General features: G+C 43.6%; 22 protein-coding genes, 1 tRNA gene and 1 pseudogene. 16 read left to right on the top strand and 8 right to left on the bottom strand.

Features of this window, described 5'->3' with window-relative positions; translation table 11 throughout:
* Genes ACSLP7_RS13020 through ACSLP7_RS13010 form a run of 3 tightly spaced genes read right to left on the bottom strand, consistent with a single transcriptional unit; the run spans position 1 to position 3,211 of the window.
* Positions 1-1,179: an efflux RND transporter periplasmic adaptor subunit gene (locus tag ACSLP7_RS13020; protein ID WP_435579699.1), complete on the bottom strand. Its 1,179-nt coding sequence runs from the start codon at positions 1,177-1,179 to the stop codon at positions 1-3.
* Between the two features lie 11 nt (positions 1,180-1,190).
* Complete coding sequence (locus ACSLP7_RS13015; RefSeq protein WP_435579698.1) at positions 1,191-2,609, bottom strand: TolC family protein; 1,419 nt, start codon at positions 2,607-2,609, stop codon at positions 1,191-1,193.
* Positions 2,609-3,211 (bottom strand): TetR/AcrR family transcriptional regulator, encoded by a 603-nt coding sequence (locus ACSLP7_RS13010; protein ID WP_272830421.1) that lies wholly within the window; start codon positions 3,209-3,211, stop codon positions 2,609-2,611. Before ACSLP7_RS13010 ends, ACSLP7_RS13015 begins: the two co-directional genes overlap by 1 nt.
* 192 nt (positions 3,212-3,403) lie before the next feature.
* On the opposite strand from ACSLP7_RS13010, the gene ACSLP7_RS13005 reads away from it, so the two are divergent.
* The 4 genes from ACSLP7_RS13005 (at position 3,404) to ACSLP7_RS12990 (ending at position 9,508) form a co-directional block, all read left to right on the top strand.
* The gene (locus ACSLP7_RS13005) at positions 3,404-4,378 is read left to right on the top strand and encodes a polyprenyl synthetase family protein (RefSeq protein WP_435579716.1); all 975 of its coding nucleotides are present in this window, start codon (positions 3,404-3,406) and stop codon (positions 4,376-4,378) included.
* 110 nt (positions 4,379-4,488) lie between these two features.
* A complete protein-coding gene (locus tag ACSLP7_RS13000) occupies positions 4,489-7,224 on the top strand; it encodes a 2-oxoglutarate dehydrogenase E1 component (RefSeq protein ID WP_435579697.1) in 2,736 nt (911 codons plus the stop codon).
* A gap of 26 nt (positions 7,225-7,250) precedes the next feature.
* Positions 7,251-8,468 carry a 2-oxoglutarate dehydrogenase complex dihydrolipoyllysine-residue succinyltransferase gene (gene odhB / locus ACSLP7_RS12995; protein ID WP_435579696.1) on the top strand — a complete coding sequence of 406 codons (1,218 nt, stop codon included), beginning with the start codon at positions 7,251-7,253 and terminating at the stop codon, positions 8,466-8,468.
* Positions 8,469-8,698: 230 nt separating this feature from the next.
* Entirely contained in the window at positions 8,699-9,508 is an 810-nt protein-coding gene (locus tag ACSLP7_RS12990) for a T9SS type A sorting domain-containing protein (protein ID WP_435579695.1), read from the top strand.
* A gap of 275 nt (positions 9,509-9,783) precedes the next feature.
* On the opposite strand, the gene ACSLP7_RS12985 is transcribed toward ACSLP7_RS12990, so the two are convergent.
* From ACSLP7_RS12985 to ACSLP7_RS12975, 3 genes are all read right to left on the bottom strand, one after another.
* Positions 9,784-10,416 carry a response regulator gene (locus ACSLP7_RS12985; RefSeq protein ID WP_435579693.1) on the bottom strand — a complete coding sequence of 211 codons (633 nt, stop codon included), beginning with the start codon at positions 10,414-10,416 and terminating at the stop codon, positions 9,784-9,786.
* Positions 10,417-10,419: 3 nt separating this feature from the next.
* Complete coding sequence (locus ACSLP7_RS12980) at positions 10,420-12,384, bottom strand: ATP-binding protein (RefSeq protein ID WP_435579692.1); 1,965 nt, start codon at positions 12,382-12,384, stop codon at positions 10,420-10,422.
* 86 nt (positions 12,385-12,470) lie between these two features.
* On the bottom strand, positions 12,471-12,911 hold the full coding sequence (locus ACSLP7_RS12975) for a retropepsin-like aspartic protease family protein (protein ID WP_435579691.1): 441 nt from the start codon (positions 12,909-12,911) through the stop codon (positions 12,471-12,473).
* 53 nt (positions 12,912-12,964) lie between these two features.
* On the opposite strand from ACSLP7_RS12975, the gene ACSLP7_RS12970 reads away from it, so the two are divergent.
* From ACSLP7_RS12970 to ACSLP7_RS12915, 12 genes are all read left to right on the top strand, one after another.
* Positions 12,965-13,735, top strand: a complete 771-nt coding sequence (locus tag ACSLP7_RS12970; RefSeq protein WP_435579689.1) for a TatD family hydrolase — start codon at positions 12,965-12,967, stop codon at positions 13,733-13,735.
* Positions 13,736-13,744: 9 nt separating this feature from the next.
* Positions 13,745-14,785, top strand: coding sequence for an asparaginase (locus ACSLP7_RS12965; protein WP_435579688.1), 1,041 nt, complete (start codon positions 13,745-13,747; stop codon positions 14,783-14,785).
* Positions 14,786-14,862: 77 nt separating this feature from the next.
* A tRNA-Ser gene (locus ACSLP7_RS12960) sits at positions 14,863-14,950 on the top strand.
* A 304-nt stretch (positions 14,951-15,254) separates the two neighbouring features.
* On the top strand, positions 15,255-15,749 hold the full coding sequence (locus ACSLP7_RS12955) for a hypothetical protein (protein ID WP_435579687.1): 495 nt from the start codon (positions 15,255-15,257) through the stop codon (positions 15,747-15,749).
* 135 nt (positions 15,750-15,884) lie between these two features.
* A complete protein-coding gene (locus ACSLP7_RS12950; protein WP_435579686.1) occupies positions 15,885-17,318 on the top strand; it encodes a glycoside hydrolase family 47 protein in 1,434 nt (477 codons plus the stop codon).
* 50 nt (positions 17,319-17,368) lie between these two features.
* Positions 17,369-18,514, top strand: coding sequence for a ligand-binding sensor domain-containing protein (locus tag ACSLP7_RS12945; RefSeq protein ID WP_435579685.1), 1,146 nt, complete (start codon positions 17,369-17,371; stop codon positions 18,512-18,514).
* Between the two features lie 14 nt (positions 18,515-18,528).
* On the top strand, positions 18,529-18,906 hold the full coding sequence (locus tag ACSLP7_RS12940; RefSeq protein ID WP_435579684.1) for a nuclear transport factor 2 family protein: 378 nt from the start codon (positions 18,529-18,531) through the stop codon (positions 18,904-18,906).
* 245 nt (positions 18,907-19,151) lie between these two features.
* The gene (locus ACSLP7_RS12935) at positions 19,152-19,955 is read left to right on the top strand and encodes a MotA/TolQ/ExbB proton channel family protein (RefSeq protein ID WP_291184686.1); all 804 of its coding nucleotides are present in this window, start codon (positions 19,152-19,154) and stop codon (positions 19,953-19,955) included.
* Positions 19,956-19,975: 20 nt separating this feature from the next.
* Entirely contained in the window at positions 19,976-20,416 is a 441-nt protein-coding gene (locus tag ACSLP7_RS12930) for a hypothetical protein (RefSeq protein ID WP_435579683.1), read from the top strand.
* Between the two features lie 9 nt (positions 20,417-20,425).
* Entirely contained in the window at positions 20,426-21,034 is a 609-nt protein-coding gene (locus tag ACSLP7_RS12925) for an ExbD/TolR family protein (RefSeq protein ID WP_435579682.1), read from the top strand.
* A 27-nt stretch (positions 21,035-21,061) separates the two neighbouring features.
* A complete protein-coding gene (locus tag ACSLP7_RS12920; protein ID WP_291184677.1) occupies positions 21,062-21,556 on the top strand; it encodes an ExbD/TolR family protein in 495 nt (164 codons plus the stop codon).
* 70 nt (positions 21,557-21,626) lie between these two features.
* On the top strand, positions 21,627-22,346 hold the full coding sequence (locus ACSLP7_RS12915) for an outer membrane beta-barrel protein (protein WP_435579681.1): 720 nt from the start codon (positions 21,627-21,629) through the stop codon (positions 22,344-22,346).
* On the opposite strand, the gene ACSLP7_RS12910 is transcribed toward ACSLP7_RS12915, so the two are convergent.
* Positions 22,341-22,946: a hypothetical protein gene (locus ACSLP7_RS12910; protein WP_435579680.1), complete on the bottom strand. Its 606-nt coding sequence runs from the start codon at positions 22,944-22,946 to the stop codon at positions 22,341-22,343. The genes ACSLP7_RS12915 and ACSLP7_RS12910 overlap by 6 nt on opposite strands.
* Positions 22,946-23,229, bottom strand: a pseudogene (locus tag ACSLP7_RS12905) (RNA polymerase factor sigma-54); the annotation flags it as partial. The pseudogene ACSLP7_RS12905 and the gene ACSLP7_RS12910, both read right to left, overlap by 1 nt.

Below are 23,229 nucleotides of genomic sequence, written 5' to 3'. Positions count from 1 at the left end.
TTATTGGTTTTCTAGTGTTCTTACTTTTTGGTTGTCTTGTACGGTACGCGCACCCTCAATAACAAGCGCATCATTGAGTTCCAATCCGCTTGTGATCTCCACAATGTCTCCTTGTGTCAATCCTGTTTCAATATTCTTGCGGATGGCAATATCTCCACTACCGTCTTCTTTAGGGACAACCGTGTATACGTACTGTTCTCCATTGGCGTCCTCAGAGATCACGTTCAGCGGAATTAAAATTGCGTTTTCTGCAGTGTAATCATTGATCTTCAAACGCGCGTTGAGGTTTGGCTTTACATCTGCGTCCTTAGGAACTGCTACCTCAATTCTAAAGGTGCGGTTGTCTGGGTTGATGTAATTTCCGGTCTGCTTAACTTTAGAGGTAACTGTCTTGCCAAGTACTGGGAAGAAGATCTCCACATCCTTACCTTCGGTTACAGTAGGTAAATAGCGTTCTGGAATTTGAGCTTCAATAAACATATCGCCTAAATTCACCACGCGGAACAAACCTTGTCCCGGAGCTACAACAGTTCCTTGATCGGTGATCACCTCGTCAACAATTCCAGAGAATGGCGCAGTCACATTGGTTTTAGCCAATTGCTGCTTCAACTGATTCACAGCGTTCTCGCTAGACTCATAATTGGTCTTGGCTTGCAGGTATTGAATCTCCGACCCGATCTTTTGATCCCACAAACGCTTTTGACGCTCAAAGGTTGTTTTAGCCAGTTGCGCTTGTACTTCCAATTGACTCAATTGAGAGGAAAGTCCACCGTCATCGATCTTTCCTAGGATCTGTCCCTTACGTACGCGCTGTCCTTCTTTGACATATACGCGGGTCAATGTCCCTTGGTATTCTGGGTATACAATGACGTTCTGGTCTGTCTTAACATCTCCTTGAATTTCAATATAGTGCTTGAACAAGGTGTCGTTGATCGTATGTGTGGTGATTAGTGCACCTTGGTCTGGTTCTAATTTTTGAATAGCGGCATCCAAGCTTTGGATCTGTGAAGTCAAAGCTTGTTGATCTGCATTCAAGGCATCACGACGCTCGCGCAGTTTGCCCAGATCGCCTTCTTCAATGAGGTCGGCTACAGGGACCTCGTTCTTATTTCCATTGCCACAGCTCACCAATAAAAGGGCGCTGAGTACTACTGTTAGGAATTTAATTTTTTGGGTCATCTGAGTATGTTTTAGTTGTTATTTAGGATGTTCGAATTGATAATGGTGTCCAGCTCCGCTTTGCTATTGATCACGTTGAGCATGGCATTGAAGTACTGCTGTTGTGCAGTGTAGAGTTGCAGTTGCGCTTGTCTGAGTTCAAAGCTGCTTGAGATTCCCTCGTCAAACTTGGTTTGATTTTTACGCTCGATACGTTCAGCCAAGTTTAAGTTCATTTTGGCATTGTCATAAGACTCTACGCTAAACTTGTAGTTGCTCTTCGCAGTATCAAACTGCAATTGAATGTTCTGTACGGTCTCTTCCAATTGCGTTTCTGCCTGGTCCAAGGCAATTCGCGCCTGTTGGGTCTTGGCTCCGCGATTTCCACTGGAAAAGATCGGGATGTTCATATTCACTCCAAAGAGTGATTGTTGGAACCAACGCTGGTCGGAATCAAAGAAGCTAAAGTCATCACTAAAGGCTTGCGTACCGTAGTTGACAAAAGCGGTCAACTGTGGTAAAGCACGACTCTTTTCCAACTTCAGTTCCAAAGAGCGCTGCTCAGTGAGGTTATAAGCGATCTTGTAATCGATATTCTCCTCCATATTCAAGTTGGTCTCCAAGGCGCCCAATTGAATATTCTGGTCTGCCAAATCGTCCAAGGTTTCCGTTAAGGTAACCGGCGTATTCACATCGATCCCCAAAGCCACATTGAACATTTGACGGGCAATGACCGTATAGCGTTCTGCATTGGCCAATTGGGTACTGATTTCCAATAAAGTGATCTCCAATTGCTCAACTTCTTCTTGTTCATTGAGTCCATTCTCAAAGATTTTTTGTGCTTCAAAGAGGTTCTTCTCAAGCTTCTCTTTGTTGCTTCTAAAGATGCTTGCCAATTCATCCGCCAAAAGGACAGAGCCGTAAGCGTTGATCACGCCTCGACGCACTTCCAATTGGGTCTTTTCTGCAGCGTTCTCTGAGAAATCCAAAAAGGCTTTAGCCGCTTGCAAGCCTACCAAATAGCTTCCGTCAAAGATTAATTGATTTAAGGTAGCAGTTGCGGTGGCTTGTTGCTGGGTTCCAAAGACCACTGGGATAAATCCTTCTGGGGGAACAGGACTATCGGTTCGGGTCAAGCCAAAGAACTCTTCTACGGTGCTTACCGTGCTTTCACGATTGTCAAAAGCTGCCGCAGGGAGTAGAGAGACCGGCTGTTTAATAAAGTTTTGATACTGGATGTTCGCACTGATCTGCGGTAATCCGGTTGCGGTGGTTTCCCATTTCTGCTTAATGGCACGAGCAATATCACGACGAGCGTTAATGGCCGTGTAATTGCTGTCCAAAGCAAAGGTGATCGCTTCCTCAAGGGTAAAGCGATACGCTTGCTCTTCTTGAGCATTGACCTGTCCAAGGCCAAAGACTACACAGAGTAGGATCAATAATTTTTGCATTATTCGGTGGTGTTTATAAATTGATGAAGTATGTCCATTCCATTTTCGGTGACGATGGCTCTAAGGTGATACTCCAAATAACTTTCCATGAGGTAGTCTTTGGTGTATTGCGCCGTAGGGAAAATGCCCTCGTCTTTAATACCCGTCATACCGTTGAAGTACATTCGGGCAATAAAATCCACATCAATACTCGGTCTAAAAAGACCCATATCGATTCCTTTTTGCAAGCTTTCAGACACGGATTCGTGCATTTTTTTGAATTGTGCCTGATGCAATCTGCTGTAGGTTTGTGGATAGTATTTTTTAAGCTGATACTGCGGGGATGCTTTTTCGTTCTTCAGGTGATGCATTACGTACATTTTAATGTCGTAAAGCTCTTTGATAGGGTTGGCCGATTGCTCACAAATGGTATCGATCCCATCACAAATACTGTCGAACAGAAAAAAGGATACTGCGTCTACTAGCTCTGACTTATTGGAGAAATGCACGTAGATGGTCTTTTTAGAAATTCCCATCGCATTGGCAATATCGTCCATAGTCACACTCTTAAACCCAAGGTTCAAAAAGAGCTCCGCAGCTTTATTTACTATAGATTCTTTCACTGTTTTTTAAACGAAACTGATTTTAATTTCGGGGACAAAAGTACAATGGAAACTTTAAAAACATTTTAAGTTTCCTAAGTTTTAAACATTTATTAACACTTTGGTAGGCTCAGGTTTACCGTTCGTCGGTTTGAATCACAATTTTTTGAAAAGAGGATGCAACAGGTGGGAGTTTTGAAGTATTTTAGCGCAATGATTGCTTTGGATCACTACCGCCAAGTCTTTATGGAGCACCTAGAGGCTGTGGCTCAAGACAGACAACCCGATAACCTTTACGACCCTGTTCGTTATATTCTAACTCTTGGCGGGAAACGCCTGAGACCACTACTTACCTTGGTGAGTTGTGATTTCTTTGGAACCCCTTTTAAAGAAGCCATGGATGCTGCCGTCGCCGTTGAGGTTTTCCACAACTTCTCTTTGGTTCACGACGATATTATGGACCAAGCGCCGCTGCGCAGAGGTAAAGCTACTGTGCATACCAAATGGGACCTCAATACAGGAATTCTCTCTGGAGATGCCATGTTGATTTTGGCTTACCGTTACTTTGAGAATTATCCACCTGAGGTATTCCAAAAGTTGGCCAAGCTATTTAGTCAAACAGCCTTGGAAGTTTGTGAAGGCCAGCAATACGACATTGACTTTGAAACGCGTCAAGATGTACAATTACAGGAGTACATAACCATGATCGAGTACAAAACTGCTGTACTTTTAGGCGCTGCTATGAAAATGGGAGCTCAAGTTGCAGGTGCTACGGATTCTTGTTGTGAAGCGATCTATCAATTTGGTAAAAACCTAGGTATTGCCTTCCAGTTGCAAGATGATTATTTGGATGCTTTTGGCGATCCGGAAACCTTTGGTAAGCAGGTTGGTGGTGATATTTTGACCAATAAAAAGACCTTCCTTTATATTCAAGCATTGGCCAATAGCAACGCCGAACAATCAGAGAGACTCTTGGCGCATTACGCAGTTACCGACATGGAAGATTCCCAAAAGGTCACTGAAGTCAAAGCGCTGTTTGAGGCCACAGGAGCTGTTGATGCCATCAAGCAAGAGATTGCTCGTTACACTGAAATGGCCAACAGTGAACTCGATAGAATTCAACTGGCCGATGATAAAAAAGAAGCACTCAGACAGTTTGGTGCTTTATTAATGAAACGCAGCGTCTAAGTTGTTGCCAAAACCACTCACTAAAACCCAAGCAGAAGATACCTTTGTATTTACGGATTTGTTGTACTTTTGTACTTCTGTAGAAGCAATTCTGATGTAGTCTCCAAACTATGGACAAATACTCTTTTCTAAACGCAGTCCACACCTCTTATCTGGCATCGCTTTACGATCAGTATTTACAATTTCCTGACAGTGTTGAACCCAGCTGGCGCGCTTTTTTCCAAGGTTTTGATTTTGGAATGGAAAGCGGATCTCTGGAAGCACTAGGAATTGAAGCTGTTCCAGGCGAATTGATCAAAGAATTTCGTGTGGTCAATCTCATTGACGGTTACCGCGGACGCGGCCACTTATTCACTCGAACCAATCCAGTTCGTGAGCGCCGTAAATACAGCCCGACCTTAGAGCTGTCCAACTTTGATCTTTCCATGGAGGACCTGGATACAGAGTTTGAAGCCGGATCAATCTTAGGTCTTGGTAAGACTACTTTGAGACAGATCATTGCCCATTTGGAGGCGATCTATTGCGATTCCATCGGAGTCGAGTATATGTATATCCGCAAACCGGAAGAGGTAAAGTGGATCCAGAACTGGCTCAACAATAACGACAATCACCCAAAATATTCCGCAGATGAGAAAAAGCATCTGCTTAAAAAATTAAACGAAGCGATCTCCTTCGAATCTTTCTTACACTCCAAATATGTAGGGCAAAAACGATTCTCAGTAGAAGGAGTTGACGCTTTGATCCCTGGACTTGATACTTTGATCGAGCGCGGAGCAGACATGGGCATTGAGCAGTTTGTGGTTGGGATGGCCCACCGTGGCCGCTTGAATGTATTGGCCAATATCTTCGGAAAATCTCCGGAAGACATCTTCAGTGAATTCGACAGTAAAGAATACGATGAAGAAGAACTCTTTGACGGAGACGTAAAATATCATATGGGATGGACCAGCTTCCGTTCCACAGATCAAGGCAAACAGATCCGTATGGATTTGGCGCCAAACCCATCGCACTTAGAAACTGTGAACGCGGTGGTGCAAGGTATTGCGCGTGCTAAATTGGACAACCAATTAGACGGCAATGAAAAAGCTATTCTGCCAATCTTGATTCACGGTGATGCCGCGATCGCAGGGCAAGGAGTAGTATACGAGGTGATCCAGATGGCACAATTGGACGGCTACCGCACCGGTGGTACTATTCATATTGTGGCCAATAACCAAGTTGGTTTTACTACCAACTATTTGGACGCGCGATCTTCAACCTATTGTACAGATGTGGGAAAGGTGACTCTTTCTCCGGTGCTTCACGTGAATGCGGATGATGTTGAGGCTGTTGCTCATGCCTTTACTTTTGCCTTAGAGTATCGCATGAAATTTGGCCGCGATGTCTTTTTAGATGTCTTGGGTTACCGCAAATACGGGCACAATGAAGGAGACGAGCCACGTTTCACCCAGCCTAAGTTATACAAAGCGATCTCGAAACATCAGAACCCAAGAGACATCTATGCCGAGCGTTTGATAGTTGAAGGCATTATTGATAATGACTACGTTAAAAAATTAGAAAGTGATTACAAAAGCGAGTTGGAAGAAGATCTTGAAGCTTCCCGCAAGCGTGAGAAAACAGTGATCACTGAGATCCTTGCCGATGATTGGGAGGATTATATCTTGGGAGATATTGACGATATCAAAAAACCCGTCAATACCACCTTCAACCAAGAGATCTTGGACAGCTTGGCTACAGGAATTTCCCAATTGCCAGGGGATAAGAAATTCATGCGTAAGATCCAGCGTATTGTTGAGGATCGCAAGAAGCGCTACTTTGAAGGCGATAATCTGGACTGGGCCATGGGAGAACTATTGGCTTATGCGACTTTGATGCATGAAGGCTTCAATGTCCGTATTACGGGTCAGGATGTGGAACGCGGAACCTTCTCACACCGTCATGCAGTTATTAAGACTGAGGACGATGCAGAAGAGATCAACTTACACAACGATTTAGATACTGAGGGGAAAATGCACATTTTCAATTCGCTCTTATCAGAATACGGTGTAGTTGGTTTTGACTACGGATACGCGATGGCGGCGCCTCGAACCCTTACCATTTGGGAAGCGCAGTTTGGGGATTTCTCCAACGGAGCGCAGATCATGTTAGACCAATACATCTCGGCTGCTGAGGCCAAGTGGAAGACTCAAAACGGTTTGGTAATGTTGCTGCCTCACGGTTATGAAGGGCAAGGTTCTGAGCACAGTAGTGCGCGTATGGAGCGTTATCTGCAATTGTGTTCCAGACAAAATATGATCGTTGCTGATGTAACTACTCCAGCGAACTTATTTCACTTGCTGCGACGCCAAATGAAGTGGAATTTTAGAAAACCGCTGATCGTCTTCACTCCGAAGAGTTTGTTGCGTAACCCTAAGGTTGTTTCCACAAAAGAGGAATTGGCCACGGGAGCATTCCAAACGGTTATTGACGACCCGCAGGCCGATAAAAAGAAAATCAAGTCCTTGGTATTCTGTACCGGAAAGTTCTATTACGATCTGGAAGATTATCGCGAGGCTCAAGGAAGAGACGACGTAGCTCTGGTACGCTTAGAGCAACTTTTCCCGCTTCCAATAGAAGAACTTAAAGAGATCATTGACAGTTATCCAAACGTGACCGATTATGTTTGGGCTCAAGAAGAACCCAAAAATATGGGAGCTTGGGGATTCATGTTGATGAATTTTGATTTGGTAAAACTCCGTGTTGCATCAAGACGTGTATACAGTGCGCCCGCTGCCGGAAGTAGCACCAGATCTAAAGCGAGACACAAACGCGTTATCGAATCGGTTTTCGGAACGCCAGAATCATAAATTACTAACACGAAAGAAAACGACCCATGTTAGAAATGAAAGTACCCTCACCGGGGGAATCCATCACAGAAGTAGAAATAGCTCAATGGTTGGTTGAAACCGGAGATTGGGTAGAAAAAGATCAGGCCATTGCAGAAGTAGACAGCGATAAAGCTACTCTAGAATTGCCTGCAGAAGCCAGTGGAATCATTACCCTGCAAGCAGAAGAAGGAGACGCTGTTGAAGTTGGACAAGTAGTTTGCCTTATCGATACTGATGCCGCTAAACCAGAAGGTGCTGGAGGAGACTCATCTGCTAAAGAAGAGAAGCAAGAAGCAGCTCCGAAGAAAGAAAAGAAAGCAGCTCCAGCTAGTGAAAGTAAAACCTATGCAACGGGAACCCCATCACCTGCAGCCAAGAAGATCTTAGATGAGAAAGGCATTGATGTGGGGTCTGTAAAAGGCACTGGTCGTGATGGCAGAATTACTAAAGACGATGCGGTTAAGGCTACACCTTCTATGGGAACTCCAGGGCAAGGGTCTCGCGGTAGTGAGCGTAAAAAACTATCAATGCTTCGCAGAAAAGTTGCTGAGCGTTTAGTTTCTGCCAAGAATGAAACGGCTATGTTGACCACCTTTAACGAGGTAGATATGTCGCCGATTTTCGCGCTGCGTAAAGAGTACAAAGAGACTTTCAAAGCCAAGCACGGAGTAAGTCTAGGGTTTATGTCGTTTTTCACCCTGGCTGTTGTGCGCGCTCTGGAATTGTATCCAGACGTGAATTCCATGATTGACGGAGACTACAAGATCACCTATGACTTTAAAGATATTTCCATTGCTGTTTCTGGACCAAAAGGGCTTATGGTACCTGTGATCAGAAATGCTGAGAATTTAACCTTTAGAGGGGTAGAAGCTGAGGTAAAACGTTTAGCGATCCGCGCTAGAGATGGTGAAATCACCGTTGATGAAATGACCGGAGGAACCTTTACAATTTCTAATGGAGGGGTATTTGGAAGTATGCTTTCCACCCCGATCATCAACCCACCGCAAAGCGGAATCCTCGGGATGCACAACATTGTGGAGCGTCCAGTAGCTATTGACGGGAAGGTAGAGATTAGACCAATCATGTATGTGGCGCTGTCTTATGATCATCGCATCATTGATGGAAGAGAATCCGTTGGATTCCTAGTAGCTGTAAAAGAGGCTCTTGAAAATCCTACAGAACTACTTATGAATGGTGATGTTAAGAAAGCATTGGAGCTTTAATCGCCAAATCCATAATATTTAAAAGGCCCTGTATGGGCCTTTTTTTATGCTCAACGGTTTAATGAACTATACAAGGCCACAACATAGGTTGTATTTGAAAGTACATTAAATACTGATAATCAGGTATATAGGATTTTTAAGTTTTATTTACACTCTTGTACAGGTTGTATGTATCAGTATTTGATTGAACTCAACAGCAGTGTTGTATCTTCCCTAAAGAACTAAATACCATGAAATTATATACCTTTTTTTCCTTGATGCTAATGACTTCGATAGGCTTAGCACAGATTAATCCAATAGATTTTGAGCCAACCTCTGGAGTAGGTGGTGATTGGACTTGGACCGTTTTTGAGAACGATGATAATCCTCCTTTAGAGATTGTGATTAATCCATTTCCTGAGGGAATAAATACATCCCAAACGGTAGCGAAATTCACCGCTAGAACCACGGGCGCTCCTTTTGCAGGTTGCGAGACCATGCACGGGGCAGATATTGGGACCTTTGATCTGAGTCCAGACAACGCCTTTGTCTCAATTATGGTATACAAAACAGTTAGCAGTAATGTGGGTATTAAATTTGCAACACCAGAGGGTGCTTCAACAGGGGAGCTCTTGATACCCAACACCTTGGTAAATCAATGGCAACGCTTGGTATATGATTTTACTGGAATCATTGATGAGCCCTCTTCTTCTGGAATTGATCAATTGATCGTTTTTCCAGACTTTCAAGCCCGCAGTACCGAAAATGTGATCTATTTTGACAATATCGTTTTTGGTGATAGTAGCTTGTCTGTGGCAGAGAACGCAATTACTATTCCGGTAACCGCTAGTCCAAATCCAGCTACAGAGCTTACCCTGATTGACGCGGGGGTTTTTATCGAGGAGCTCGAGCTCTTTGATCTTTTAGGCCAATCCCTTTTAAAAGTAGCGCCAAAGAGGACGCAATATCAACTCGATATGCAGCAGTTCAGCACAGGAATATATATTGCCCGATTAAAGGGAGAAAGCGGAACAACATCAATAAGAATTGTAAAGCAATAAAAAAACCCTCCGATCGGAGGGTTTTTAATTTACTAAGCTACGTTTAGTTGATTAACGTTAGAACGTTAAGGAAAAGGACTATGGAACTGATAGCTAAAACTACTACCATCAGTGTTTTATGTTTTCTATAAGAGAGACTTTGTGCCATTTTTCTTTTTTGAGGTTTCAATTCTTTTTCATTTACCACACAAAGTTGCAGAATTTAGCACCGCCTGCCATACGTATAAATACGTATTTTGACGCAGAAAGGCCAATTCAAGGGTTTCTCCCCTTTTTTAATCTAGGAAGGATTGGTGTTTTTTTGCCCAGAGTAAAAGACTATTGGTCTTAGGCTCCAAACTGAGTTTTGCAATGATATTGGAGCGGTGCTTCTCAACCGTTCTCGGAGAGATGTATAAATGGTGAGCGATCTCTTTGTTGGTCATGTCCCGAGCAATCAACCTTAATATTTTTACTTCGGAGGGAGTGAGGTTCTCCAAAAGTCTACAATCTTGGTCTTGATCCAACAGACGTGTTATAGCAGGGCTAAAGTACGATTGCCCCTCGGCAATATAGCTCAGACAGATCTCGATCTCCTCTAAAGCCAATTCTTTCAATATATAACCAAAGATGTTTAGATTCTTCGCATCGCGAAACAATTCGGGCTCTTTGTGAAGCGTAATGATGACCACCTTGGTCCTTAAGCCAGCTTTTTCACAAGCCTTTGCGATTTCCAAACCGGTCATTCCAGGCATTTCGATATCCAGGATAGCGACATCCGGTTCGCAATTCATGATCATTTTATGAGCGATATGCCCATCACCTGAACTCCCAACAATATTGTATCCCCGCTCCTTTAAAAAGTCATTTAGCCCTTTTAATATTAACGGGTGATCATCAGCAATAAATATTCGCAAGCATTTTGCCATAGCTTAAACTGGAAAAGTAAATTGCAATTCGGTTCCTGTTTCTGTTTTACTAGTGATACGCAATACTCCTTTAAGGGAGCGTACACGCTCTTTTAGGGTTTTAAGGCCCATGCATTTTAGATCCCGTAATTTTTCGGACACATTAAAGCCCTTTCCGTTGTCTTGAATGCTAATCTTAACTTGAGCCTCATCCTTCTTGATTTTGATCTTAGTGGCCTCGGCTCCCGAGTGCTTCAATACGTTATTAAAGCTCTCTTGTATGATTCTGTAAATATTTAGGGAGTCTTCTTTATCAAAGAATTTATCAATATTATCAATTTCTGCGGAAATAAACAGTGTACTGTTGCGATCAATTTGCACAACCATGTTTTCTATTGCCTTTGTTAGGCCCAATTCCTGTAGTTGAAAAGGGTGTAAAGCCTGAGAAATAGCGCGGACTTCATCAATGGCCTCTCCAACCATATTTTTGTTGTGATCATCACCTGCCATGGTCAAGCTGTTTTTGATAAGTAGCAGGTTTTGGCCCAATCCGTCATGCAGATCCTTAGAAATCCTTTTGCGTTCTTCTTCTTGAGAAAGTAAAAGTTTTTGAGAAAATTTATGCTGCATGTTTTGTTTGTCCTTAAGGCCGCGCTGCAGGAAGATTAAGTAAACAATCCCACAGATCAACACTCCAGCAATACCTGTAAAGACCAACCAACGCTTAAAGGCTAGGTTGTCTTTTTCAAGGAGCTCAATGTTTGCAGTTTGTGCCTGAATTTCGCGTTCCTTTTTTTCGGACTCATAAAGACTTTGATAATAGAGCATCAAATTGGTCTTTTGGCTGTCAAATAGCAAGTCTTTTTTTCGGTGATAGCGTTTGTGGTAATCTAAGCTGATCGCTGTATTTCCCATAGCTTCATTGAGCTCATAAAGATCCTGTAAGGCGTTAATGATCTGTTCCTGATTGCCCAAAGCTTTGGCATCCTTAAGGCGCATTTCTGCGAATACTAGGGCCTCCTTTAGTTGCCCTTTATACTTGAGAATGGTTGTTTTGGTTGCGTGATAATGCGATTCGGTAATCAGGTCTGTGGAATTCTTTGTTCTAAGGTCTTCCAAAAGACCGAGATGGTAATCTGCCTTTTCCATATTGCCGCGTTCGGCATATTGGGTAGCAAGTAAACCGTGAATGGCAAAATAACTGCTGATCTTATTCTGTGCACTGTCCAAATACTTTACTGCTTGCAGTAGTTCCGTTTGTGCTGATGCAAAGTCTCCGATCTTACGGTCATCCACTGCCTGATTGTAGTACTCATTGCTGAGGTTTGAATAGAACCCTAGTTCTTTGATCTTTTCAATGAGCTCTGCGCGCTCCAATTGCGCCGTTTCCAGAAAACCATTCATGCTGAACATGGTAATATTACCCTGCTTGGCAAAGAGCATGTATTGATAGTCGCCTAAATTTTCAAAGTAGCGAGAAGCCATGTCATAGTCTGCAGAAGCATTGACAAAATCGCCTAGATTGGTATTTGCCTGACCGCGGAACAAATAAGCGTCAGCAACATATAATGAGTCTTTCGGGCCAAAGTTCTCAATGGCTAAGGTGTAGTCCTCAACAGCTTTCTTTTGATCAATTCTAAAATAACCACCTCCGCGTTTTAAATACAGACCGCCTCTTAAAAAGGTATTGTCAATTTGATCGCTGTACTGTAAGACCCGATCTATCAAAGCCACACATTCTTCAGGCTTATTTGAAGCATTTAGCGGATAGGCTAGGTTCATGGCCTTTTTAGCCATGCCTTCATAATCACCAACTTGTTCTGCTAGTTCAATAAATACGAAACTGTGCTTTATAAACACGTCTGTGTCTTTTCTAAAACTAAGGGAAAGCACAGAGTCTAAGGCTTGCATCTTCGCCTCTGGAGTTTGGGCTGCGGCATATTGCTGCAAGTAAGGTTCCCACGCTTTTTGAGCGGAGGCCAAACTCATAGTAAACAACGCTATAATTGCGCAGAGGAGTCTCATTAAAGTGGGGGAATTATGTGGTTATCAAGCAGTTCAATGTAAACAAATTTTTACAATTTGAAGTACATGCAATTTCTTCCATAGTCAATCACGGCACGCGCTTGTTTAAGGATGTCTGCGCCTAAAATTCCAGTGATTGAATCTTCCTCTGCCTGCGCTAATCCAGCATTGACATGAGATAGGTCCATTATAATAAAGGTTAAGTTGGATTTTTCCCAAGTTCCCAACCTTAAACAATTCTGCTCGCTGATCTGTGTTTGCAGGCCTGAAGCTCCTGCGCCTGTAGCTAAAATCTCACTGGCTTGAGGAGTCATTTTTAGCGCTTCAGCTTCACTGAGGTTGATGCAAGAGGTGGAAGCTCCTGTATCTACAATGAGCCAGCATTTGCAACCGTTGATACGCGCCTCGACCTTATAGTGAAGAGTGCGGGTTTTTTTCAGTGAAATTCGGGTGAATTTGTCTGCTTCTAAAAAGCTTCTGAGGCTGCTCAAATCTAAAATTTTGAGCTAAGATAGCTCAATAAAAAGGACTAGCTTTGCAAGCAATGCAATTTATAGACACCCATACCCATCTTTATGTAGAGCACTTTGATGAGGATCGTGCGACCGCTGTTGCGCGCGCAACCGATGCCGGAATCACTGACTTTTACATCCCTGCGATCGATAGTGAATACACCCAGCGTATGTATGATTTGGAAGCCGAGTTTCCGGGGAAAATGCATTTGATGATGGGATTGCATCCCACCTCAGTAAAAGAAAACTTCAAGGAGGAGCTCCAACACGTTTACGCGCAATTTGAAAAGCGTCAATTTGCGGCCGTAGGTGAAATTGGGATAGACCTGTATTGGGATACCTCTACCTTGGATATTCAAATTGAGGCCTTTAAAGCTCAGATTCAATTGGCCAAGAAATTGGATTTGCCCATTGTAATTCACTGCAGAGAATCCTTTGATGAGATCTTTGCTGTTTTGGAAGAAGAGAAGCATGAGCGTCTGCGTGGGATATTCCACTGTTTTACCGGAACCTTGGAACAGGCGCATCGCGCTATCGGTTTTGGAATGTTGCTTGGAATTGGCGGTGTAGCCACCTTTAAGAATGGAAAGATTGACAAGTTCTTGGCGGAGATTCCTTTGGAACATTTGGTATTGGAGACCGATTCCCCGTATTTAGCGCCAGTACCGCACAGAGGGAAGCGCAACGAAAGTTCTTATTTGCGCCTCGTGAGCGCTAAGCTGGCCGATATCTATGGAGTGGCCGAATTAGAAATCGCCAACCAAACCACAGCCAATGCCAAAAGGCTCTTTGAGAATTCGTAAGTTTATCCTGTGAGCGCAATGCCAAAAATATTATTGATCTATACGGGTGGAACCATCGGGATGATGCGGGACTTTGAATCTGGAGCCCTTTCTAATTTTGACTTTGATGCACTATTGGATCATATTCCAGAACTTCAACTGCTGTCTTGCGAGATAGAAACGGTAAGCACTGAAGAGCCTATTGATAGTTCCAATATGGGACCGGAACACTGGTTGAATTTAGCACAGATCATTGCTGGTCACTACGATAATTATGACGGCTTTGTGGTTTTGCACGGTAGTGACACCATGGCCTATACAGGTTCTGCCTTAAGTTTTATGTTACAAGGCCTCAAAAAGCCCATCATCTTGACTGGATCTCAACTGCCAGTTGGTGATCTGCGTACAGATGCCAAAGAGAATTTGATCACTTCTATTGAAATAGCTTCTGCTCAAAAGGACGGTCGCCCGAGAGTAAGTGAAGTTGGTCTTTATTTTGAATACAAGCTTTTACGCGCCAACCGATCTACCAAGATCAATGCAGAGCACTTTGAAGCTTTTGCCTCTCTGAACTATCCTTATTTGGTGGAAAGCGGAGTGCATTTGGAATTTAATGATACGGCTTTATTGCCCTATGATAAAAACGCTGAGCTTCAGGTATGCACTGCGATTGAGCATAACATTGCTTTGATCAAGCTTTTCCCGGGTTTAACTGCGGAGGTTTTTGAGTCGATGACCTCCACTGCTGGTTTGCAAGGAGTTATTTTGGAAACCTTTGGTGCGGGCAATGCCACCACAGCTCCTTGGCTATTAGACAGAATCAAGGCTTTGATCGCCCAGGGAATACCAGTAGTTAATGTTACCCAGTGTTCTGGAGGCAGTGTAGCCATGGGACAGTACGCTACTTCAGTCGGATTGAAGCAGGCCGGTGTGATCTCTGGCGGAGACATTACTACTGAAGCCGCTTTGGCCAAGTTGATGTACCTTTTAGGAGCCTGTGTACCGCGCGAGGAACTCAAATCCAGATTTGAGAGCCCGATCTGTGGAGAAATGGACGAATTGCTCTCCTAATTATTAGGCAAATACTGAATTTCTTTACTATTTTTGCCCTCCTTCAGCGCAGCAGATTTATCCGCTACGCTTGAACTAGAGAGGTGGCCGAGTGGTCGAAGGCGCACGCCTGGAAAGTGTGTATACGCCAAAAGCGTATCGAGGGTTCGAATCCCTTCCTCTCTGCAACAAATAGGAGAAGCCCAAAATAACAAGCTCGCTTGATTATTTTGGGCTTCGACGTTTTTGTAAATCGCGTAGCGATTTGGTTGTTGCACCATAACCTCCCTTCGGGATGATTTGCGAAGCAAATCAATCCTGACTCCAAGTTTACTTGAGCATTTTGGCTTCAATGATTTTATAAAATTGCGAAGCAATTTGAGGTTATTGCACAAGATTCCCCTTCGGGATGATTTGCGAAGCAAATCAATCCCAATCTACAATTCCAACAATTTCCCTAAATTGGAATGCTCCCCGCATTTTAATACTTATGAACTCTGAATTAAAAATTTTAAGGGTGATCTGCTGTTGTATACTGTTAGCTATAGCAGCTTTTTCCTGCACCACAACCCAAAAAACAGTCACCCCCAAATACAACATTCGTTATACGCTCGTTGAGCGCGCCTATGTGGAGGATAATGATACTACCTATGTGACTGAAATGCAGTTTGAACCCATTGCCTCAGCTAGAGACATTCAATCTGCTTTCTTCAATAATTTTGGCGAGTGGGATTCGCGGTATGAAGGCAAATACAATCCGCTAATTAATCAAGTTATTTGGGAGCGCTGTAAGTTATTGGGAACCGATGAAGAGTTTTATATTATTACGGACGGAGAGGAATCCGGCACTGAATATTTTAGTGCGGTTATGGTGTTTGATCAAAACGGGAACGATGTGCTTAAAGAGAGTAGCCCGCTTCGTGGGGCACTCATAGAACGATTGATCGTTCTTATGAAAAACAAAGGCCCACACAGAAATCTCTAATCACCCCCGCGCGAGGGATAGAGCACCCTGTTTGAGCTCCTGCCGTGGAGGCAGAGCGAGTAGCGAAAGCCCGACCCGGACCTAAAGGGGAGGGGCGCGCCCAACATCCCATTGGAAAACTGTACCTTTAATTCCATGAAAAAGAACCGCTTTTTGCGAGCAAGCCTTTTGCTGCTCGCAACCCTACTGCTGGCCGCATCCTGTAAGGAATCTAAAGAAACTTCAGAAGTTAGTCCGGAATCAGAAATCAGCTTTGCCGATGAGGTCAAAGCAGAAATGCAGCGCAGTTGGTCTGCCTACAAAGAGTACGCCTGGGGTTATGACGTGCTTTTACCGCTCTCTAAAAAAGGATTCAATTGGTATGAGGAGTCTTTGGGTATTTCGCCCATAGACGCTTACAGTACTTTGGCTTTGATGGGCTTGGAGGCAGAAACTCAGGAGATAGAGGCCTATGCCTTGGCCATGGATTGGGACAAGGATGTCTATGTGCAGATCTTTGAGGTCAATATTAGAATTCTGGGCGGTTTGTTGGCCATTTACGATCATACCCAAAACCCGGAAGTTTTGGCCAAAGCCATAGATTTTGGAAACCGCATGTTACCTGCTTTTGATTCGCCAACGGGGATTCCCTATCATTCGGTGAATTTAAAGACGGGCGCTGTTTCCGGGAATCAAGGTGAGGGCGAAGGAAATGTGATCAACGTGGCACAGGCGGCAACCTATTTGATTGAGTTTGGGATTCTGAGCTATTACGCCAAAGACCCTAAATATTATCAAGCGGCTAAGAGAGCTTCAAAAGCCATTTTTGACCGACGCTCTGAGCTTGGTCTTCCCGGGGATTATATCAACGTGGAAACTGGCGAGTGGACCAACACCTGGAGTTATCTGCAAGCAGGCGTGGATTCCTATTACGAATACCTCATGAAAAGTACGGTGCTGTTTCCGGACCCAGAGGTGAAAGCCATGTGGGAGGCCAGCCGAGAAGCGATCAACACACATTATGCGGAGGAGTTTGACGGCAAGCTTTTTTACCGTTGTGTGGACATGAACACGGGAGCTGTGGTGAAGCGTTCCATGTCATTGTACGATGCATTTTATCCCGCGGTTCAAGCCTTGGATGGCGATCTGGAAAATGCCGAGCGGAATATGGAAACCTGGAATTGGTTGTGGAATAAATACCAACTTTTACCCACGCGTTATTTGTATGAAGAAGATAAGGTAGAGTATTCCAATTCTGAGTTGAATCCAGAGATCGTGGAGTCTGCGTATTATCTGCATCAGATCACCAGAGACCCCAAGTATTTGGAGTGGATCAAGACTTATTGGAAAGATATGAATACTTGTTGTAGAAACGAGGTAGCATTTAATGCTGTGGAAGATGTCCGTACCAAGGAGCCCAAAGATTATCTGGCCACCTATTTCTACGCCGAGACCTTAAAGTATTTCTATTTGGCTGGGGTGGACCAAGACGGTTTTGATTTCAATGCCTATTTGTTCAATACCGAGGCGCATCCTTTTAAGCGCTCCCATTTTGATCCGGCTTTGGCTGCGACCTATTTGGGTTACTAAGGATTGTTAAAATTTTAAGCCGACTTCATTTAATGGTTATCTTTAAAGGTATGGCAGCAAAAGCGAATAAAAGGATTCTATTGATAGTGCTGGGTGGATTTTTGCTCAGCGTTGGGGCTTGTAAAGGACAGCAAGAATCAGAATCTGCGGAAACCGAGGTGAAGCAGGCAAAGCCTGTCACCCCAACCGCTTATCAATCAAACATTTTTAATGAAAGCTCCTATGGTGTTCCGGTAGATCATTATGTGGAACTGTTCTATCCGGGGCAAGTCTCGCATTGGATACGCGCGCTAGCTGTAGACCAAAAAGGGTATCTTTGGATGGGCACCAACCATTATGGAGTGGCGCGTCACGATGGGACCCAGTTGCAGTACTTCAATGAAAAGGACGGCCTCGGGGATGATCGTGTGAATAAGATTATTGTTGATCCTCAAGGCGTAGTTTGGATCGCGACCGCTGGTGGTGTGACCAAATATGAGGAAGGTGTTTTTAGAAATTACACTATCAAGGACGGTCTGGCGGATGACGGAGTTTACGGTATGTATTTAGACAAAAGCGGTCGACTGTGGTTTGGCACCAATCAGGGTGTTTCTTATATGGAAAACGGAAAGATCTATCCTTTTGAGGTTCCCAAGCCTCAGGTGGAAAATCCCGAACCTTCGCTTTCTGATAATGGAGTCGGAGATATATTCCAAGACAGCAAGGGGCAGTTCTGGTTCTCTTTTGATGGTCACGGAATCACCATATATGATGGCGAGGAATTTCGGTTTTTAACTACTGCGGATGGTCTGCAGGACAATAAGGCCGGTGGATTTTATGAGGACAGCGAAGGTGGAATCTGGATCAGCAGTATGTTGGGAGGTATCAGTAGGTATGCTAATGGAACCTTTGAACACTTTACTAAAGACGGCACGGTAGACGGGGTAGAGACCTCAGGTGTTTATGAAGACACTCAAGGTGATCTCTGGTTTGCCGCAGAGCATCAAGGCGTGTATCGATATGATGGAAAGAACTTTGAACTCTTTAATGAAGAAGACGGTCTAGTCTCTCAAGGCATCATTGCGTTTTATGAAGACGATCAAGGCCGATTTTGGCTAGGCGGTTGGAAAGGCCTCTTTAGATTTGAACGCGAAGCAGAGAAAGAGGGCAAAACCAGTTTTGTGGCAGTGACTCAAGACGGAGGGCCTTGGGATTAATTTAATTTGCACTCATGAATCTCGATCAAAACAAACAAAACGCCATTGCCTTTTACAAAATGGCCTATGAAGGCAACCCGCGCAAGGCCGTAGAACTCTACACGGACGGAGTTTATATTCAACACAATCCAGATGTAGCAGACGGCACTGAAGGCTTCATTGCCTTTTTTGAACGCATGCAGGTGGAATACCCGGAAAAGTCCATTGAATTTGTACGTGCCGTCGCAGAGGGTGATCTAGTTGCACTGCATACGCATCAGGTCTGGCCGGGGAACGATGAGTATGTGACCATGGATTTCTTGAGATTCGATGCGAATGGAAAAATCTGCGAACATTGGGATTCCATTCAGCAGATACCTAAAGCGTCGGCAAACCATAATACCATGTATTAGTATTGGCCTGAGGCCTCTCTATTATTAGTGTCAAATGCTTCATTCTCAGGCCTCTTTGCCAAGGTCTGAAAATGTTAATTCTCAACTGTTTTGAACCAGCTATTGCGAAGCTCTCAAGGAATGGCTGTTAATTTTGAAAAAAATCCACGTTTTTAGGGGTGTTGCAATAGCATTCTTCTTTGTTTGAAAGAATATTTTTTTATCTTTAAACCCTTAACTAAAAACAAACTTTTAAGTCGATAGCAATGAAAAAATTATTTTCTATTTTGGCAATTGCCGCCATGGTATGTGCAGGTAGTTTTAGTGCACAAGCTAACTCGTACAATGCCAACAATGTACACGAGGTAATCACCTCAGTATCATCTAACATTATTCAAGATGCAGATGCCGGAGCAGCTGACGAAGCTGAGAGCGCCGGTTTTCACCAAGAGCTTAAAAAGCGTTTCATCGAGGGAGGTCCTGGTTTCATGGGGATCGTACTTCTTTGTTTGATCCTTGGTTTGGCTATTGCCATTGAGCGTATCATCTACCTTAACCTTTCTACTACCAACACTCAGAAGTTGGCAGAGAGCGTTGAAGATGCGCTGAATAGCGGTGGTGTTGAAGCTGCTAAAGAAGTATGCCGTAACACAAAAGGACCTGTAGCATCTATATACTATCAAGGTCTTGACCGCGCCGACGAAAGCATCGACGCTGCAGAGAAAGCAGTAGTTGCTTACGGAGGAGTTCAAATGGGACAACTAGAAAAGAACGTGTCCTGGATTTCATTGTTTATCGCACTGGCACCGATGCTTGGTTTCATGGGTACAGTAATTGGTATGATTCAGGCCTTCGATAAGATCGAGGCAGCTGGAGATATGCAACCATCATTGGTAGCAGGAGGTATTAAAGTAGCACTTTTGACTACAGTATTTGGTCTTATTGTTGCGATTATCCTTCAGATCTTCTACAACTACATCATCGCTAAGATTGACAGCATCGTTAACAATATGGAAGATGCATCGATCACACTTATCGATATGTTAGTTGACTACAAAAACAAGAAGTAATAATCACACCAATTTAAATTATGGGTTTACATAAAATTTTAAAATACGTAGCCTTAGCTCTGGGAGTCGTTGGCCTAATTCTATTAGGACGAGTGATTGCCACAGGGGACGAGGCTATCAAGAGTGACGCTGCCGTGCAAGGGAGCGTAGTAGATCCTTTCATGTTCGTAGCCTATGTAGTGCTCGCCATTGTATTGGTGTTGGTACTCTTCTACGTAGTTAAAGGAATCTTTGCAGGGGACATCAAAAAGACCCTGATTTCAATAGGAGCATTTGTATTGGTTGTTGCCATTTCTTACGGTATTTCTGAAGGAGTTGAGACTCCAATGAAAGACGGAGAGGTGCTTTCTGCTAGCGGCGCACGCTGGGTAGGAGCTGGTCTAAGAACCTTTTATATCTTGGCTTTCGTAGCCATTGGTACTATGCTCTTTAGCGGAATCAAGAAATTAATTGCTAAATAATTATAAGGTATGGCAAAAAGATCTGCACCCGAAGTAAACGCAGGGTCTATGGCGGACATCGCCTTCCTACTATTGATCTTCTTCCTGGTAACAACCACGATCGAAGTAGACAGCGGTATCAGTCGTAAATTGCCTCCTATAGAGGATGTTGAAGACCCTCCGATTATTAAGCAAAAGAACATTTTTACTGTTCTTATTAATAAAGACGATTTGCTTCTGGTAGAAGATGAAGTGATGGAAATTAAAGACCTTAAGGAGGCTGCTATTGCCTTCTTGGACAACGGTGGAGGAACAGGCGAAGAAGGCTGTGACTATTGCCGTGGTAAGAAAGATCCAGCGTCATCTGACAACCCTGATAAGGCGATCATTTCCTTACAGAATGACCGTTTTACCAGCTACAAAGCTTATATCGCAGTACAGAACGAGTTGGTAGCCGCGTACACCGCGCTTCGTGAGCGTGAGGCCCAGCGTCTCTTTAACAAGAGCTTCATTCAAATGGAGAAGGACGTTAAAGACGGAAGTAACTTTACTGGTGATAAAGAAAAGCTGAAGGAGCAAATAGAACAAGTAAAGTTGTTGTTTCCACAAAAACTTTCCGAAGCCGAACCAAAAAAGTAGACGTTTAACCCTAAACTCAACAAGACTATGAGTAAATTCAAAAAGAAAAAAGGAGGCGATCTACCGGCAATTTCAACGGCCTCGTTACCGGATATTGTATTCATGCTACTGTTCTTTTTTATGGTGGCTACCGTGATGCGTCAGAACACGCTTAAGATCCAAAACAACTTGCCTACGGCAAACCAATTGGAGAAGCTTGACAAGAAAGACCGTATCATTTACATCTATGCCGGGAAGCCTAGTGAGCGTTACCAGTCTACATTTGGACAGGAAGCGCGTATTCAGCTGGGAGACAAGTTTGCGGACATTAAGGATATCAAACTCTATATAGAGTCTGAGCGTGCTAAAAAGAACGAAGCACTTATTCCTTTCTTGACAACAGCTCTAAAGGTAGACAGCGATACCAATATGGGATTGGTTAGTGACATTAAGCAAGAACTGCGTAAAGTAGAAGCTTACAAGATCAACTACACCACGCGTAAAGCCGTGGATCAAGCCCAGGTATTCGAGAATATGAACTAAAGGTTTTTAGTTAATCTTTAAAAACACCTCCATGATTATTGGAGGTGTTTTTTTATTCGGTATATTTAAAATGATGTTATCCAGAATCCTGTTTTTCGGTCTGTTTTTAATCAGTTCTACGCCGTCTTTTGGACAGTCTTTAGATGATGCCGAGACTGTGAAGGACAGTGTTCCTCTAGATGAAAAGTACCGAGAGGATCAATTCTACTTTGGGGTGACCTACAACCTGCTTACCGATACACCTCCTGATGTTAAGATCCGTGGGTTTACGGGCGGGGCTCGTTTAGGTTTTGTGCGGGACATGCCCATTAACTCCAAGCGTACTTTATCCATAGGTTTAGGAGCTGGTTTGGGATTCAATCGCTACGGAAACACCCTAGCAATCTCTGAGGATGATAACAACCAGCTGCAGTTTCAAGTCCTCAATGAAGAAACCAACTTTGAGAGTAACCGCTTTAGCGTTTATCACGTTGAAGTACCCTTAGAGTTTAGATGGAGGAGTAGCTCTCCCAGGGAATTCAAATTCTACCGTGTCCACACGGGTGTGATCTTTAGTTATGCCTATTGGAACCGAGCCACTTTTGTTCAAGACGGTACCCGCTTTAAGCTGAACAATGTAGAGGCTTTTAATCCTTTTCAGGCGGAAGTATTCATGTTGCTGGGATACAATACCATCAACTTTTATGCAGCCTATAACTTTACCGCATTCTTTGATAAGGAAGCCAAACTGGAAGACAATATTCTAAATTTCAGACCGCTTAAACTCGGTATTCTCTTTTACTTCTTATAGCCAATATCCCAGAAGGATCAGTTGGGGCATTACTCCTAAGAAAGCTCCTGCTAGCAATTCTGGAACAGTATGTGATCTCGTATAGAGTCTGGAACTGGCCACCCATCCGTTAATAAAGAAAAGCAGTCCAAGTGCTGATAGCATATTGGTGGAGAAGTGTACGCTGAGTCCAAAGACAAAGAAAGTCACTCCAGCCACGCCCATCATATGCAGGCTGGCTTTAAATTCTAAGACTGCCAATATAAAGGCGGCTAAAGTCGCAAATAAGACCCCTACAAAGAAGAAGTAAAGCTCTGGGGTGTCATAGGGGTTATAAACCATTTTTAAGACCAACAGCAGCAGCACGCATTGTATCATCAGTGGTGCTTTGCGCTCGCGAACAGTCTCTAAACTCATGGAGGAGATCCAACCTAAATTCCGCAGTAAATAAAAGCATACCACAGGAATACAAACCGTTACGATCAGCAAGGCAACCAACTTGGTTTGAATCACTTCTGGTTCAAAAAACCGTCGGGTAACCATATAATACACAAAGGCCCCAAGCATTGGCATGAACAAGGGGTGAAACAAATAAGCCGCTATGCGTAAGAATATACCCATTAGATCTCTTTGCGTAAACGCGCAACAGGCAGGTCTAATTGTTCTCGGTACTTGGCAACGGTACGTCTGGCGATAGGGTAACCCTTTTCTTTAAGGATTTTGGCCAGTTTGTCGTCGGTTAGGGGTTTCTTTTTGTCCTCTTCAGATATGGTGATCTCTAAGATCTTTTTGATCTCTCTTGTGGAAACATCTTCGCCTTGATCATTCTTCATAGATTCTGAGAAGAACTCCTTGATCAATTTAGTTCCATAAGGCGTGTCCGCGTATTTGCTGTTTGCAACTC

This window comes from Gilvibacter sp., from assembly GCF_965601605.1.
GTDB lineage: Bacteria > Bacteroidota > Bacteroidia > Flavobacteriales > Flavobacteriaceae > Gilvibacter.
The sequence above is the reverse complement of the archived record's forward strand: the minus strand, read 5'-3'. Positions and strand labels throughout refer to the sequence as shown.